Source organism: Parafrankia soli, assembly GCF_001854695.1.
Taxonomy (GTDB): Bacteria; Actinomycetota; Actinomycetes; order Frankiales; family Frankiaceae; genus Parafrankia; species Parafrankia soli.
In genome coordinates, this window is sequence record NZ_MAXA01000125.1 from 15906 (window position 1) to 28304 (window position 12399).

The 12399-nt window shown below is 70.7% G+C and carries 10 protein-coding genes and 2 pseudogenes; 5 read left to right on the forward strand and 7 right to left on the reverse strand.

Features of this window, described 5'->3' with window-relative positions; translation table 11 throughout:
- Nucleotides 1-91: 91 nt before the first annotated feature.
- Genes BBK14_RS12260 through BBK14_RS12280 form a run of 5 tightly spaced genes read right to left on the reverse strand, consistent with a single transcriptional unit; the run spans nucleotide 92 to nucleotide 5752 of the window.
- Complete coding sequence (locus BBK14_RS12260; RefSeq protein ID WP_071062174.1) at nucleotides 92-1126, reverse strand: LacI family DNA-binding transcriptional regulator; 1035 nt, start codon at nucleotides 1124-1126, stop codon at nucleotides 92-94.
- Nucleotides 1123-2622: a GH1 family beta-glucosidase gene (locus BBK14_RS12265; protein WP_071062076.1), complete on the reverse strand. Its 1500-nt coding sequence runs from the start codon at nucleotides 2620-2622 to the stop codon at nucleotides 1123-1125. Before BBK14_RS12265 ends, BBK14_RS12260 begins: the two co-directional genes overlap by 4 nt.
- A complete protein-coding gene (locus BBK14_RS12270) occupies nucleotides 2619-3458 on the reverse strand; it encodes a carbohydrate ABC transporter permease (protein WP_071062077.1) in 840 nt (279 codons plus the stop codon). Before BBK14_RS12270 ends, BBK14_RS12265 begins: the two co-directional genes overlap by 4 nt.
- A complete protein-coding gene (locus BBK14_RS12275) occupies nucleotides 3455-4459 on the reverse strand; it encodes a carbohydrate ABC transporter permease (protein WP_071062079.1) in 1005 nt (334 codons plus the stop codon). The genes BBK14_RS12270 and BBK14_RS12275 overlap by 4 nt, the downstream gene beginning before the upstream one ends.
- 24 nt (nucleotides 4460-4483) lie before the next feature.
- Nucleotides 4484-5752 (reverse strand): ABC transporter substrate-binding protein, encoded by a 1269-nt coding sequence (locus tag BBK14_RS12280; protein WP_241831425.1) that lies wholly within the window; start codon nucleotides 5750-5752, stop codon nucleotides 4484-4486.
- Between the two features lie 383 nt (nucleotides 5753-6135).
- On the opposite strand from BBK14_RS12280, the gene BBK14_RS12285 reads away from it, so the two are divergent.
- Entirely contained in the window at nucleotides 6136-7386 is a 1251-nt protein-coding gene (locus BBK14_RS12285; RefSeq protein WP_071062084.1) for an ABC transporter ATP-binding protein, read from the forward strand.
- A 57-nt stretch (nucleotides 7387-7443) separates the two neighbouring features.
- Here the strand turns inward: BBK14_RS12285 and BBK14_RS12290 are convergent, their stop codons facing one another.
- Complete coding sequence (locus tag BBK14_RS12290; RefSeq protein ID WP_198541250.1) at nucleotides 7444-8397, reverse strand: helix-turn-helix transcriptional regulator; 954 nt, start codon at nucleotides 8395-8397, stop codon at nucleotides 7444-7446.
- Between the two features lie 109 nt (nucleotides 8398-8506).
- On the opposite strand from BBK14_RS12290, the gene BBK14_RS12295 reads away from it, so the two are divergent.
- Complete coding sequence (locus BBK14_RS12295) at nucleotides 8507-10024, forward strand: MFS transporter (RefSeq protein WP_071062178.1); 1518 nt, start codon at nucleotides 8507-8509, stop codon at nucleotides 10022-10024.
- Nucleotides 10025-10164: 140 nt separating this feature from the next.
- On the opposite strand, the gene BBK14_RS12300 is transcribed toward BBK14_RS12295, so the two are convergent.
- On the reverse strand, nucleotides 10165-10566 hold the full coding sequence (locus tag BBK14_RS12300) for a hypothetical protein (protein ID WP_071062086.1): 402 nt from the start codon (nucleotides 10564-10566) through the stop codon (nucleotides 10165-10167).
- A 94-nt stretch (nucleotides 10567-10660) separates the two neighbouring features.
- Here BBK14_RS12300 and BBK14_RS42790 point away from each other — a divergent pair.
- The 3 genes and pseudogenes from BBK14_RS42790 to BBK14_RS12310 form a co-directional block, all read left to right on the forward strand.
- Nucleotides 10661-11566, forward strand: a pseudogene (locus BBK14_RS42790) (Rv3169 family protein); the annotation flags it as partial.
- Nucleotides 11567-11756: 190 nt separating this feature from the next.
- Nucleotides 11757-11834: pseudogene (locus BBK14_RS41650) on the forward strand (hypothetical protein); the annotation flags it as partial.
- A 9-nt stretch (nucleotides 11835-11843) separates the two neighbouring features.
- On the forward strand, nucleotides 11844-12353 hold the full coding sequence (locus tag BBK14_RS12310) for a lipocalin family protein (RefSeq protein WP_338045454.1): 510 nt from the start codon (nucleotides 11844-11846) through the stop codon (nucleotides 12351-12353).
- The last annotated feature ends 46 nt before the right edge of the window (nucleotides 12354-12399 follow it).

Consider the following 12399-nt stretch of genomic DNA (forward strand, 5'->3'; position numbering starts at 1 on the left):
GTAGAAGGCCGCACGGGACGAGGGTGACGCGAGTTCGCGCCTGTGGACAACCCGTTCCCGACCCGCCTGTTGTCCCCAGCGGGGAACCGGCTCAGGCTGACGAACGGATCACCAGCTCCGTCGGCAGGATCACCGACGCCGCGTCGCCGGTGGGATCGGCGATGCGCCGCAGGAGCTGGTGCACCATCTCCGCGCCGAGCCGCTCCACCGGCTGGCGGACGGTCGTCAGCGGCGGGTCCGCGTAGACCGCCGGCGCCGCGTCGTCGAAGCCGACGACGGCGACGTCGTCGGGAACCCGCCGCCCGGCGGCCCGCAGCGCGCGCAGCACGCCGAGGGCCATCAGGTCGGAGGCGGCGAACACCGCGTCGATCGTCGGGTGCTCCGCCAGCAGCCGGGCCGCCGCCGCCTGGCCGCTGGCCTCGGTGAAGTCGCCGGTCTCGACCCGGGTGGCCGAGGCCGGCAGGCCCGCGTCGCGGGCCGCCTGCGCGTAGCCGGCCAGGCGGTCGACGCCCACGCTCATGTCCACCGGCCCGGCGACGGTCGCCAGCTCGCGGCGGCCCGTCGCGACGAGATGGCGCACGGCCTGCCGGGCGCCGCCCACGTTGTCGGCGTCGACCGAGTCGACCGGGTCGCCGGTGAGCAGCCGTCCCGCCATCACCAGCGGGACCCCGGCGCCCGAGACCGACATCGGCATGATGTCGTCCCCGTGCAGGGAGATCAGGAGCACTCCGTCGACGTGGCCGTTGCCGACGTAGCGCAGCGCCCGGTCGCGCTGCCGGTCACCCTGCACCTGTAACAGGACGAGCTGGAGCTGGGTGACGCTCAGCGCCTGGTTCACTCCGCGCAGCACGCTGGCGAAGAACGGGTCGGCGAACACCGTGTCGGGCCGCTCGTGCACGATCAGCACGATCGTGTCCGTCCGCCTGGTCACCAGGCTGCGGGCGGCCTGGTTCGGCACGTAGCCGAGCTCGGCGATCGCCCTGGTGACCGCGGCGTGCGCCGCGGGGGAGACACGGAGCGACCCGTTCACCACCCGGGAGACCGTCGCCCGCGACACCCCCGCCAGCTCGGCGACGGCCTCCAGGGTCGGCGCCTGGCGGGTCCGGGCCGGTGGTTCCGGCGTCACCGCGTCCCGCTTGCCGCGCGGTGCTCCCGGATCAGCCGCGAGTACCACAGCCCGCTGGACTTCGGCGTGCGCACCAGGGACTCGAAGTCGACGTGCACGATGCCGAACCTCATCCGGTACCCCTCGGCCCACTCGAAGTTGTCCAGCAACGACCACACGAAGTATCCCCGAACGTCGACCCCGTCCTCGGACGCCTGCCGGACGGCGTCGAGGTGACCCGCCAGGTAACGCACCCGCAGCGGGTCGTGCACCGTCCCGTCCGGGGACACCTCGTCGTCGTAGGCCGCGCCGTTCTCGTGGATGTAGAACGGGACCCCCGGATAGTCCGCGCCGAGCCGGCGCAGCAGGGCCAGGAAGCTGCGCGGCCGGACCGGCCAGCCCAGCGCCGTCACGTCCTCGTTCGTGGGCACCCTCGTGACGTTCCCCGCGCCGGCGAAGGGGGTCGGTTTCGGGGACGGGTCCGGCCCGGGCGCGACGATGTGCGGCGCGTAGTAGTTCACCCCGATCCAGTCCACCGGCTGCGCGATGACGGCGAGATCACCGTCCTGGGCGGGCAGCTCGGCGCCGGCCCGGGCGAAGTCGGCGATCACGTCGGACGGGTACGTGCCGTGCAGGACGGGATCGAGCCAGAGCCGGATCTGCTGCCCGTCGACGAGCCGCACGGCGTCGCCCGCCCCGGTGTCGCCCCCCCGGGTGTCGCCCGCCCCGGCGGTGTCCGGCGACGGTTCCGCCGGAATCAGGTTGAGGGTGATGCCGACGTCCGCCGCGCCGTGCGCCCGCAGCACGGCCGTGCCGAGACCGTGGGCCAGCAGCAGGTGGTGGACGGCCCGGACGGCGGCCCCGGCGTCCCGCACCCCGGGGGCGTGCCGCCCGGTCAGGTGTCCCTCGAAGGCCGAGCACCAGGGCTCGTTCAGGGTCGACCAGTGCCGGACCCGGTCGCCGAGCGCGCTGACGACGTGCTCGGTGTAGTCGGCGAAGCGCAGCGCCGTGTCGCGGTTCGGCCAGCCGCCGGCGTCCTGCAGCGGCTGTGGCAGATCCCAGTGGTAGAGCGTCAGCCACGGGTCGATCCCGGCGGCGAGGAGCTCGTCGACGAGCCGGTCGTAGAAGGCCAGCCCGTCGGGGTTCACGGCCCCCGACCCGGCCGGGACGATCCTCGGCCAGGCGACCGAGAATCGGTACGCGCCCAGGCCGAGGCCGGCCATGAGGGCGACGTCCTCGCGGTAGCGGTGCAGGTGGTCGGCGGCGACGTCGCCGTTCTCGCCGTTCGAGGTCATGCCGGGGGTGCGGGCGAAGACGTCCCAGATCGACGGCCCGCGGCCGCCCTCCCGGGCGCCGCCCTCGATCTGGTACGCGGAGGTGGCGGCACCCCACACGAATCCGGTGGGCAGGCCGGTCGCGATCCGGGCCGCGAGCTCGTCGGCTCCCGGCGACGCTTCGGGCGCCGGTACTCCGGTGGCCGCTGTCGTGTCCGTCGCCGGGACGGGGCTGGTAGTCAACCTTTCACCGCGCCTTCCATGATTCCGCCGATGATCTGGCGGCCGAACAGGGCGAATACGACGAGGACGGGGAGCGTGCCGAGCGCGGTGCCGGCGAGGACGAGGGTGTTGTCCCGGTAGTGGCCCGCGGCCAGCGTGCTGAGGGCGACCTGGACGGTCGGGTTCTCCGAGTTCAGGACGATCAGCGGCCACATGAAGTCGTTCCAGGCCTGCATGAACGTGAGCAGGCCGAGCACGGCCAGGCCGGGGCGCAGCGCCGGCAGCGCGACGTGCCAGTACAGCCGCAGCGTGCCGCAGCCGTCCATCCGCCCGGCGTCGAGCAGCTCGTCCGGCACGGCCTGGAGGACGTTCTGCCGCATGAACACGACGCCGAACGCGGTCACCGCGGTCGGCAGGATCACCGCGACGAGATGGTTCGCCCAGCCGAACTCCTGCATCTCCAGGTAGAGCGGGATGATCCCGAGCTGCATCGGGACCATCATCGTGGCGATCACGGTGAGCAGCAGCGCGCCGTGGCCGCGGAAGGTCAGCTTCGCGAACGCGAAGCCGGCCGCCGAACAGAACAACAGCGTGCTGACGGTGATCGACCCCGCGACGATGAGGGAGTTCAGCAGGGCCTTGCCGAAGTTCACCGTGTCGAACACCCGGGCGGCGTTCTCGAAGAAGTGTCCGCCGGGCAGGAAGGGTGGCGGCAGCTGCCCGACCGCGTCGTTCGTCCGGGACGGGATCATGAACGTCCAGTACACCGGGAACGCGGAGACGAACAGGGCCAGGAGCAGGAACGGATAGCGCAGCGGGCCGGAGCGTTCGCCCGGGGTGCGGGAGAAGGCGGTCACCGGGAACCCCCTTTCAGCCGGGAGCCGCCGCGGGTGACGAGGTAGGCGAGCGCGGCGAACACCACGGTCACCAGGAACATCACCCAGGCGATGGCGGAGCCGTAGCCGAAGTTGTGCAGTCGGAAGCTCTCCTCGTAGAGCAGGAGGGCCAGGGTCTGGAACTGGTGGCTGTTGCCGCCGGAGACGCTGCCCGGTGAGGTGTCGAACAGCAGCGGCTCGGTGAAGAGCTGGATCTGGCCGATGACGGAGACCAGCGCGGTGAAGGCGATGGTCGGCCGCAGCGCGGGCAGTGTGATGTGCCAGAGCTGCCGCCAGGTTCCGGCGCCGTCCATCGCCGCGGCCTCGAAATGCTCCTTCGGGATCGCCTGCATCGCGGCCAGATAGATGAGCGCGTTGTAGCCGGTCCACCGCCAGATGACCATCGACGAGATGGCTATCTTCGACGTCCACTCGCCGGCCTGCCAGTTGACCGGGTCCAGGCCGACCTCGTCCAGTAGCCAGGTGACGAGGCCGAACTGGCGGCCGAAGATCTGGCTGAACACGATTGTCACCGCGACGATGGACGTGATGTTGGGCAGCAGCACGCCCATCCGGAACAGGGTCCGCCCGCGCAGCCTCGCGTTGAGGATGTGCGCGAGTATCAGCGCCAGCGCCAGCTGGGGAACCGACGACATCGCCATCAGCAGGAAGGTGTTGCCGACCGCGTTCCAGAAGAAGTCGTCGGAGAGCAGGTCAGCGTAGTTCCGTAGCCCGACGAACCGCTCGGCGCCGGGGTGGAGCATGTCCCGGTCGGTGAGCGAGATCCAGGCGGTGTACAGCATCGGGAAAAGGCCGAAGGCCGCGAATATCGCGAAGAACGGCGCGATGAGCCCGTAGGGAACCGCCGCGCTTGCCACCCGCCGCAGCACGGAGCGTGCGGTGTGTGGGGTGCGGTCGCCCCCCGGCGTCCGCCGCCGGGGTGGGGCGGGGTCGGCCGCGGGCGCCGGGGTTGCGATCGTCATCGCCGGATCTCCCTCCTGCCGCGCTCAGCGGGCCGCGCGTTCCGCTTCGTCGACCGATTCCCGGAACGCGGCGTCGGGGGCCTGGTCCTCCTGCTCGATGCGCTGGATTCCGTGCTCCATCGCCTGCCGCACGGCGCCGTGCTTCGCGCCCTGGTACTGCGGCGCGAGCTTGATCGCCGATTCACCGAAGATCCGGCCGGTGGGGGCGTCGTCGAAGAACGGGTTGGTGAACGACTGCACCGCGGGATCCCTGATCGCCCCGAGGCTGGAGGGGAAGTTTCCCGTCTCGGTGAAGATGCGGGTCTGCTGTGCCGGGGCGGTCAGGAACGAGACCAGCTCGTAGGCCAAATCCTGGTGATCGCTCTGCGCCGGGATGGTCAGCCAGGAGCCGCCCCAGTTGCCGCTCCCGCCCGGGATGGCGGCGATGTTCCACTTGCCGGCCGTGTCCGGCGCGTTCTCCTTGATGTAGCCCTGCATCCAGGCCGGGCAGGTGATCGTCGCGAAGGTGCCCGCCTTCATCGCGGTCACCCATTCGTCCTCGAACGCGACCAGCCCGGCGGACTGGCCGTCTGCGATGGCCTGCGCGGTCGCGTCGAAGGCGGCTTTGACCTGCGGATTCGAACCGACGATCAAGTCGGGTGTGCCGGTGGCGTAGTAGCTCTCGTCGAGCTGGAAGACCTGCGCGTTGTAGATGTTGGTGCCGGCGTCGAAGAACTTCGGGCCGGTGTTCTTCGCGGTGAAGGTGCGCCCGGTCTTGAAGTAGTCGTCCCAGCTCGGCCAGAGCGCGCTGACCGCTGCCGGGTCGGTCGGCAGCCCGGCGGCGGCGAACAGGTCGGTGCGGTAGCACATCGCGAGCCCGCCGACGTCGGTTCCCAGGCCGATCTGGGTCTTCCCGTCGGCCGACAGCGACCCGGCCCACTTGAACTCGGGATAGTCGGCCTGCCGGTCGCCCGCTCCCAGGTCGAGCAGGTTGACGAACTGCTCCGGAGCGGCCTTCAACTGCGCCATGAAGCCTTCGTCGACCGCCTCGACGTCGGCGGCTCCGGACCCGGCCGCGAGGTGGTTGACCAGGTTGTTGTGGTGGTCGTTGTACTCGCTGACGGTCTCGACGATCTCGATGTCGGGGTGGCTCGCCTCGAACTCCCGGTACAGATCCGTGTAGCCGAAGACGCCGAACGTGTTGATGGTGAGCTTGGTCTTCCCTCCGTCGTCACCGCAGGCGCTGGTCAGTAACGCCATGGCCAGGACGGCCGTCCCGGCCATGGCCGCGTGGCGACCTCGTCGTGCCCTCATGAAGCCCTCCCTCTGGCTTCACACCCACCGCGCTGATCGCGTGTGAGCGCTCTCATGGCTTCGAAACTGTGAACGGACATGACGGGACTGTCAAGGGTTGATGACCCTCGGATAAATAGACTCCGAAGAGTGTTCGGCAGACTCCGTAAAGGAGTCGAAAAGCGTCCCGGATGAGGGTCTGGACGGCCGGCGCGGATCATGCGAACCTGGCCGGACGGCGCCATGACGCGGGCATCGGGAACTCCCTCTCCCGAATGCCCACCACGGCCGGTCGGGCGCCGCACGCACCCCCGTCCGACGCGTCCGGAATTCCGCGCCCGGAATTCCGCACGTCGGGGCGGCTGACACGTCCGGCACAGGTGCCGCAGGGAAGAGGGAGCCCCATGTCCACGATCGAGTTCTGCGACGTCACGCTCACCTACGATGTCCGGCCGATACTCGACAACCTCAGCCTCGTGATCGGGGACGGCGAGTTCCTCGTCCTCGTCGGTCCCTCCGGCAGCGGCAAGACGACGGCGCTGCGGATCGTCGCCGGCCTGCTCGCGCCCACCGCGGGCCAGGTCCTCGTCGGCGGCCGGGACGTCACCCGGGTGGCGCCGGCCGACCGTGACCTCGCGATGGTCTTCCAGAGCTACGCCCTGTACCCGCACATGACCGTGCGTCGCAACATGGAGTTCGGCCTGAAGCTCGCCGGGGTCGACCGGCGGGAACGCGACAGCAGGGTGGCCGCCGCGGCCGAGACGCTCGGCCTGACCGAGCTCCTCGACCGGCGGCCGCGGGCGCTGTCCGGCGGCCAGCGCCAGCGTGTCGCGATGGGGCGTGCGCTCGTCCGTCAGCCGCGGGCGTTCCTGATGGACGAGCCGCTGTCGAACCTGGACGCCAAGCTGCGGGTGCGGGTCCGCGCGGAGATCGCTCGCATCCAGCGCTCGCTGGGCACCACCACGCTCTACGTGACCCACGACCAGACCGAGGCGATGACGATGGCCGACCGGGTCGCCGTCCTGCACGACGGGCGGCTGCAGCAGGTCGGCACGCCCGATGACCTGTTCAACCGCCCGGCGAACGTCTTCGTCGCCGCGTTCATCGGCAGCCCGCCGGCCAACCTCGTCCCCGGCCGGCTGGTCTCAGAGGATCATGCCGTCGCGCTGCGGGTCGGCGACCAGACCCTCGTGCTGCCAGTGGACGTCGCCGCCGGGCTCACCCCGTCGGCCGGCACCGAGGTGATCGTCGGCGTGCGGCCGCATGACGTCCAGATCGAGCCGCCGCCGGGACCAGCCCTGATCCTCGACGTCGACGTCGGCCTTGTGGAGCGGCTCGGCACCGAGACCCTCGCCCACGGCGAGATGGTGACGGGTGCCCTCACCGGGAGCGCGGCGCGGGCGGCGATCGCGCTCGCCGCCGGCGACGACGAGCTCACCGGTCGGGAACCCGGCCAGGAGGCCGGTGATGAATCCGGGCGCGCGCCCGGCGGCCGTCCGGGGACGTCCCGTTTCACCGCCGCGCTGAGCCCGCGGACCGACGTCACCGCCGCCGGGCGGCTCCGGCTGTACGTCGCGGCGGACCGGCTCCACCTGTTCGACGCCGATACGGGCGCGACGCTGCGCCCCGCGCCCGCCGCCCTCGCCGCCGCCTGAGGAGCGCCGCCCGCCATCCTGCCGGGCCGTGGCCGGCGGGCGGTGCGGCGGGCGGGATCAGTGCTGGTGGTCCGGGACAGTCGCCTCGGGGTGGTCGCGGAGCCAGGCGATGTTGGCCCGGCTCTCGTCGTCGACCGGGGTGTAGATGACCATCCGGGTGCCGGGCAGGGCTGTGAGGTCCAGGTTCGTGGAGCGGGTCGCGATGTCCCCGACCGCCGGATAGTGGAACACCTTGTCGCAGGGCCGCGGCGGGGCCACGTCGTGCGTCGCCCACAGCCGGGCGAACTCGGCGCTCGCCGCGCACAGCCGCTGGACGAACTCCTGCCAGCCCGGGTCTCCCATGTGCTGGCTGTACCGGTACCGGAAGATCGCGACATGTTCGGGTGCCTGCTCGTCCAGGTTCACCAGCGGGTTGCAGCAGCGCGGGGTCGTGAACGCGAACCAGATCGAGTTCCGCGCGGCGGCGGGGGCGTTCACGAGGATGGGGAACAGCGCGGCGTAGGCGGCGTTCCAGCTCAGCACATCGGAACGCGCGTTGACCAGGCACGCGGGCAGCAGGTCCAGGCTGTCGAGGATGGTGCGCATGTCCCGCGGCAGAGCCGGCGCCTCGTCGGTGGCGGGCTGCGGCCCGGGCGTGTCGGCCAGGCGGTAGAGGTGCTCGCGCTCGGCGGCGTCGAGCCGCAGCGTGCGCGCCACCGCGTCCAGCACCTGCGGGCTGGCGTTGATCGGACGGCCCTGCTCCAGCCAGGTGTACCAGGTGACGCCCACGCCCGCGAGCTGGGCGACCTCCTCCCGGCGCAGGCCCGGCGTGCGGCGGCGGGGCCCCGGCGGCATGCCGACCTCGTCGGGGGTGATGCGCTCCCGCCGACTGCGCAGGAACGAGGCCAGCTCCGGCCGGCGCCGCCCGTCCCGCGGGCCGGCCGTCGTCCGCTGGCCGGCCGTCGTCGAGCCCGCCGGCGCCGGGCGTACGTTACGGACCGTCGCGGCCGGAAGGGCATGGGACTGCGTCATCGTCACGGCCACCAGCTTGTCCGCTGTGTGGCGCCGGTGCCAGGTGCTGCGAGTACCAGTATCGACAGGCTCTCGTTACCAGTATCCGGACCGCCTCATGCTGAGGCTCATGGTCGAAGCAACACACACCTCTCGGACGCGGGCACCACATCCCGCCACTGAGCGCCCGGCGGCCGGCGGAGCCCTGCTGGCCGTCATCCTCCTCGGCCAGTTCATGGCCATCCTGGACGTCAGCATCGTCAACGTGGCGCTGCCGACGTTGCGGACGGATCTGGACGTCTCCGGCGCCGGGCTACAGCTGATCGTCGCCGGCTACGTCCTCTCCTACGCGGTTCTGCTGATCACCGGTGCGCGGCTGGGCGGCATGTTCGGGCACCGGCGCGTGTTCAACGCCGGGCTCGCCGGATTCACCGTGGCCTCGCTGGCCTGCGGCCTGGCACCCGGCACGTCCTCACTGATCGCCTTCCGGTTCCTGCAGGGGGTCAGCGCCGCGCTGATGACCCCCCAGGTCATGAGCCTGATCCAGCGCAATTTCGCCGGTGCCGCGCGGATGCGGGCGCTCGGCTACTTCTCCGCGGTGATCGCGGGCGGTGTCGTCGTCGGCCAGGCCGCCGGCGGGCTGCTCGTCAGCGCGAACCTGTTCGACGCCGGCTGGCGGACCGTCTTCCTGGTGAACGTGCCGATCGGGGTGCTGCTGCTCGTCGTCGGCCGGCGGGTCATGCCCTCGGACGAGGGGCGCGCGGGGGTCGACCTCGACATTCCCGGCCTGCTCGTCCTCAGCGCGGCGGTGCTGCTCTTCGTGATGCCGCTGATCCTCGGTCACGAGCTGGGCTGGCCGGCCTGGACGGCCGTGTCGCTGGCGGCGAGTGTCGTCCTGTTCGTGGTCTTCGTCCTGGTGGAACGGTGGGTCGCGGCCCGCGGGCGACGTCCGTTGATCTCGGGACGGGTGCTGCGCGCGCCCGGGTTGCTGCCCGCCGCCGGCACGCTGCTGCTCGGGCCGGCGTCGTGGGCCGGGTTCCTGTTCACCACCACCCTGCACCTGCAGGGCGACCTGGGGATGAGTCCGCTGCGCTCCGGGCTGGCGTTCGTCCCGTGCGTCGTCGCGTTCGCCGCGGTCGGGCTGAGCTGGCAGCGCCTGCCGTCCAGCTGGCACGCGAACCTGATCCCGGTCGGGCTGGTGTTCGCCGCCGTCTCGTATCTGTTCCTCGGGCCGCTGGCCGGCGGCGGCGCGCGCTACGAGATCCTCACCGCGCTGATCGGCCTGGGACTCGGCGTGATGTCGATCATCATCTCGGTGACGCTCGAACACGTCCCGGTCGAGGACGCGGCCGACGCCAGCGGCCTGCTGCTGACCCTGATGCAGCTCGGCCAGGTCATCGGCATCGCCACGGTCGGCACGGTGTTCCTGACCACCGCCGCCGACGGCGGCTCGACCCGCGACGCGGAGTACAGCACCGGCTGGGCGCTCGCGGCGGTCGCGTTCGTCGCGGCGGCGAGTGCCCTCCTGCTCGCCCGGCGTCGCGGGCGGCAGCTGAGAGTGGTCGTTCCCGTCCAGGCACACGACGTCGATCCGGATCGTGCGGATCAGGTGATCGTGGCCGCTCCCACAGTGCCGACCGGCGCCTAACCCGCGGCCGTCCCCAGCCGGCCCTCGCGTGGCCCGCCCGCCCCGTGGTCGCGTGGGCCTGCCGGTCTATCCGGTGGCCCCGGCCGGCTGGTCGGTGATCCAGGCCGCGATCCGGGAGCGGGAGGTGAACCCGAGCTTGTTCAGTATCTGCAGGTTGGCGTGATCGAGACGTAGGCGGCTGAGCCACGACTGCTGCCCGGGCCCGGTCCACTCCTGGTCGGCCCGCGCGGCGAGATCGGCGTACCAGTCACGGTGCCGGCGTCGAGCTCGAAACCGCCGGCGAACACCGACAGATGGGTCCACAGGAGCCGCTCCTGCGGCGTGCAGAGATCGAAGCTCCAGTCGACGCAGGTACGCAGTGTGCGTTGACGATCGGCGACGCGCCGGCCGTCATGGCGCAGGATCTCCGTGTTCTCGCTGAGACGGGCCAGGATTTCGGCGGGCGGTAGTGCCCGGGTCTTGACCGCGGCGAGCTCGATGGCGAGGGGGATCCCGTCCAGCCGGCGGCAGATCTCGCCGACCGCGACCCGCAACACCACCACGGGCACACCGGTGGGGGACCGGCAGGAGCGGGCCGCCGGTCTACCGGTTCTGCCGATCTGACGGCGCGAGCCCGCGTACGCTGAAAGGGACTACATGCTCACGCCGTTTGACGACTATCCGGTTCACCAGACCGCATTGCCTGTCGCGCACGCGGGCGGTGGCCATTCCGATCACTACGACCGGTTCTGGTTCAACGGCTACGACGAGCAGATGTATTTCGCGCTCGCGTTCGGTCTCTATCCCAGTCGTGGGATTATCGACGCCGCCTTCAGCGTGGTTCACGACGGTGTGCAGCGGTCGGTGTTCGCGTCGGGGCGCATCCCGTTGGACCGGACCCGGACGAGCATCGGCCCGATCTCGGTGGAGATCGTCGAGCCGCTTCGGGTCAACCGCATCCTGGTCGACGCCGCGGAACACGGGCTGGTCGCCGACCTCACCGCCACCGCCCGTACGCCGGCTCACGAGGAGCCGCGGGCCACGAAGTATGACGGGACCGAGCTTCGCACCGACTCCACCCGGGCCACCCAGATGGTGACCTGGACCGGTCAGCTCGCATCCGGCGGCCAGGACATCCGGGTGAACGACGGGACCTACGGCACGAAGGACCGCTCCTGGGGAATTCGTGGGGTGGGTGAACGTACGCCCGTCGCACCGCGTACCGCTCTGCCGCAGGTGTTCTTCCTGTGGGCGCCGCTGAACTTCGCCGATGAGTGCCTGCACTATGTGGTGATGGAGAACGAGGCGGGGCAGCCCTGGCTGGAGCGCACCGCGGTGCTGCCCGTGCTCGGCGAAAAATCACCGGTCTTCGGACCGGACACAGGTATCCGGTGGTTGCGCGGGGTCCGGCACGAGGTGCGCTGGGCGCCGGGCCTGCGGCGCTCCGCCGGAGCGTCACTGCTCCTCGCCCCGGGCGAGACCGTGGAGCTGGAGCCACTGCAGACCTTCCGGATGAAGGGCGTCGGCTACCTGCACCCCACATGGGGACACGGCCGATGGCACGACGAACTGGCCGTGGGTGGCGAGACCTTCAAGGTGGCGGAACTGGACACCATTGCTCCGACTGTGTGCACGTTCAGCAGGTCGTACGCGCGGTCTGGGGTGACCGAATCGGACTCGGCGTGCTGGAGCAGCTCGTCATCGGACCCTACGAACCCGGTGGATTCCGCGGCATGCTCGACGGCGCGCCGGAATGATCCATCGATATGCGCCGTTCGGTCAGTCCGGCTACTACTCCCAGACGAACCTCAAGGCGAGTGGAACGCTTCTGGACCACGGCGTGCTCGTGAACGTCACCGGCACCGCCTGGCAGGACCACCAGTGGGGTGACTTCACGGCCGGTCCGGGTGGCTGGGAGTGGTTCAGCATCCAGCTCGACGACAACACGCAGTACATGCTCTACTTCATCCACAATGCCAACAACCAGCTTGTTGAGACGGTCGGCACCCGGGTGAACGCCAACGGCACCACCACGAACCTCGCCCCCGGCACCATCTCCTCGACGCCGCTGGGTAGCTGGACGAGCCCACACACAGGCATCACCTACCAACAGAAATGGTCGATCAACGTTCCTGGTGGATCGTTGACGATCACACCCCAGCTCGCCGACCAGGAGCTGTACAACCCGCTTGTTCCGCAGGGTTCGTACTGGGAGGGCACCTCGACCGTGACCGGCACCATAAACGGTGCGAACATCACCGGTAAGGCGTACGCCGAGCTGACTCCGTCCATCACGCTTCCGACCCGCGGATCTGTGTGGCAGGGAATCCTGGACGCGCTCAACCTCTGATCACACCCAGAGAGACGATGTCACCACCGTCGCGGAAGCGGCGGTG

Excerpts from the sequence above, each read along its gene's own strand:
- BBK14_RS12275 (WP_071062079.1), bottom strand. The coding sequence starts at position 4,459 with ATGACGATCGCAACCCCGGCGCCCGCGGCCGACCCCGCCCCACCCCGG.
- BBK14_RS12280 (WP_241831425.1), bottom strand. The coding sequence starts at position 5,752 with ATGAGGGCACGACGAGGTCGCCACGCGGCCATGGCCGGGACGGCCGTC.
- BBK14_RS12285 (WP_071062084.1), top strand. The coding sequence starts at position 6,136 with ATGTCCACGATCGAGTTCTGCGACGTCACGCTCACCTACGATGTCCGG.
- BBK14_RS12290 (WP_198541250.1), bottom strand. The coding sequence starts at position 8,397 with ATGACGCAGTCCCATGCCCTTCCGGCCGCGACGGTCCGTAACGTACGC.
- BBK14_RS12295 (WP_071062178.1), top strand. The coding sequence starts at position 8,507 with ATGGTCGAAGCAACACACACCTCTCGGACGCGGGCACCACATCCCGCC.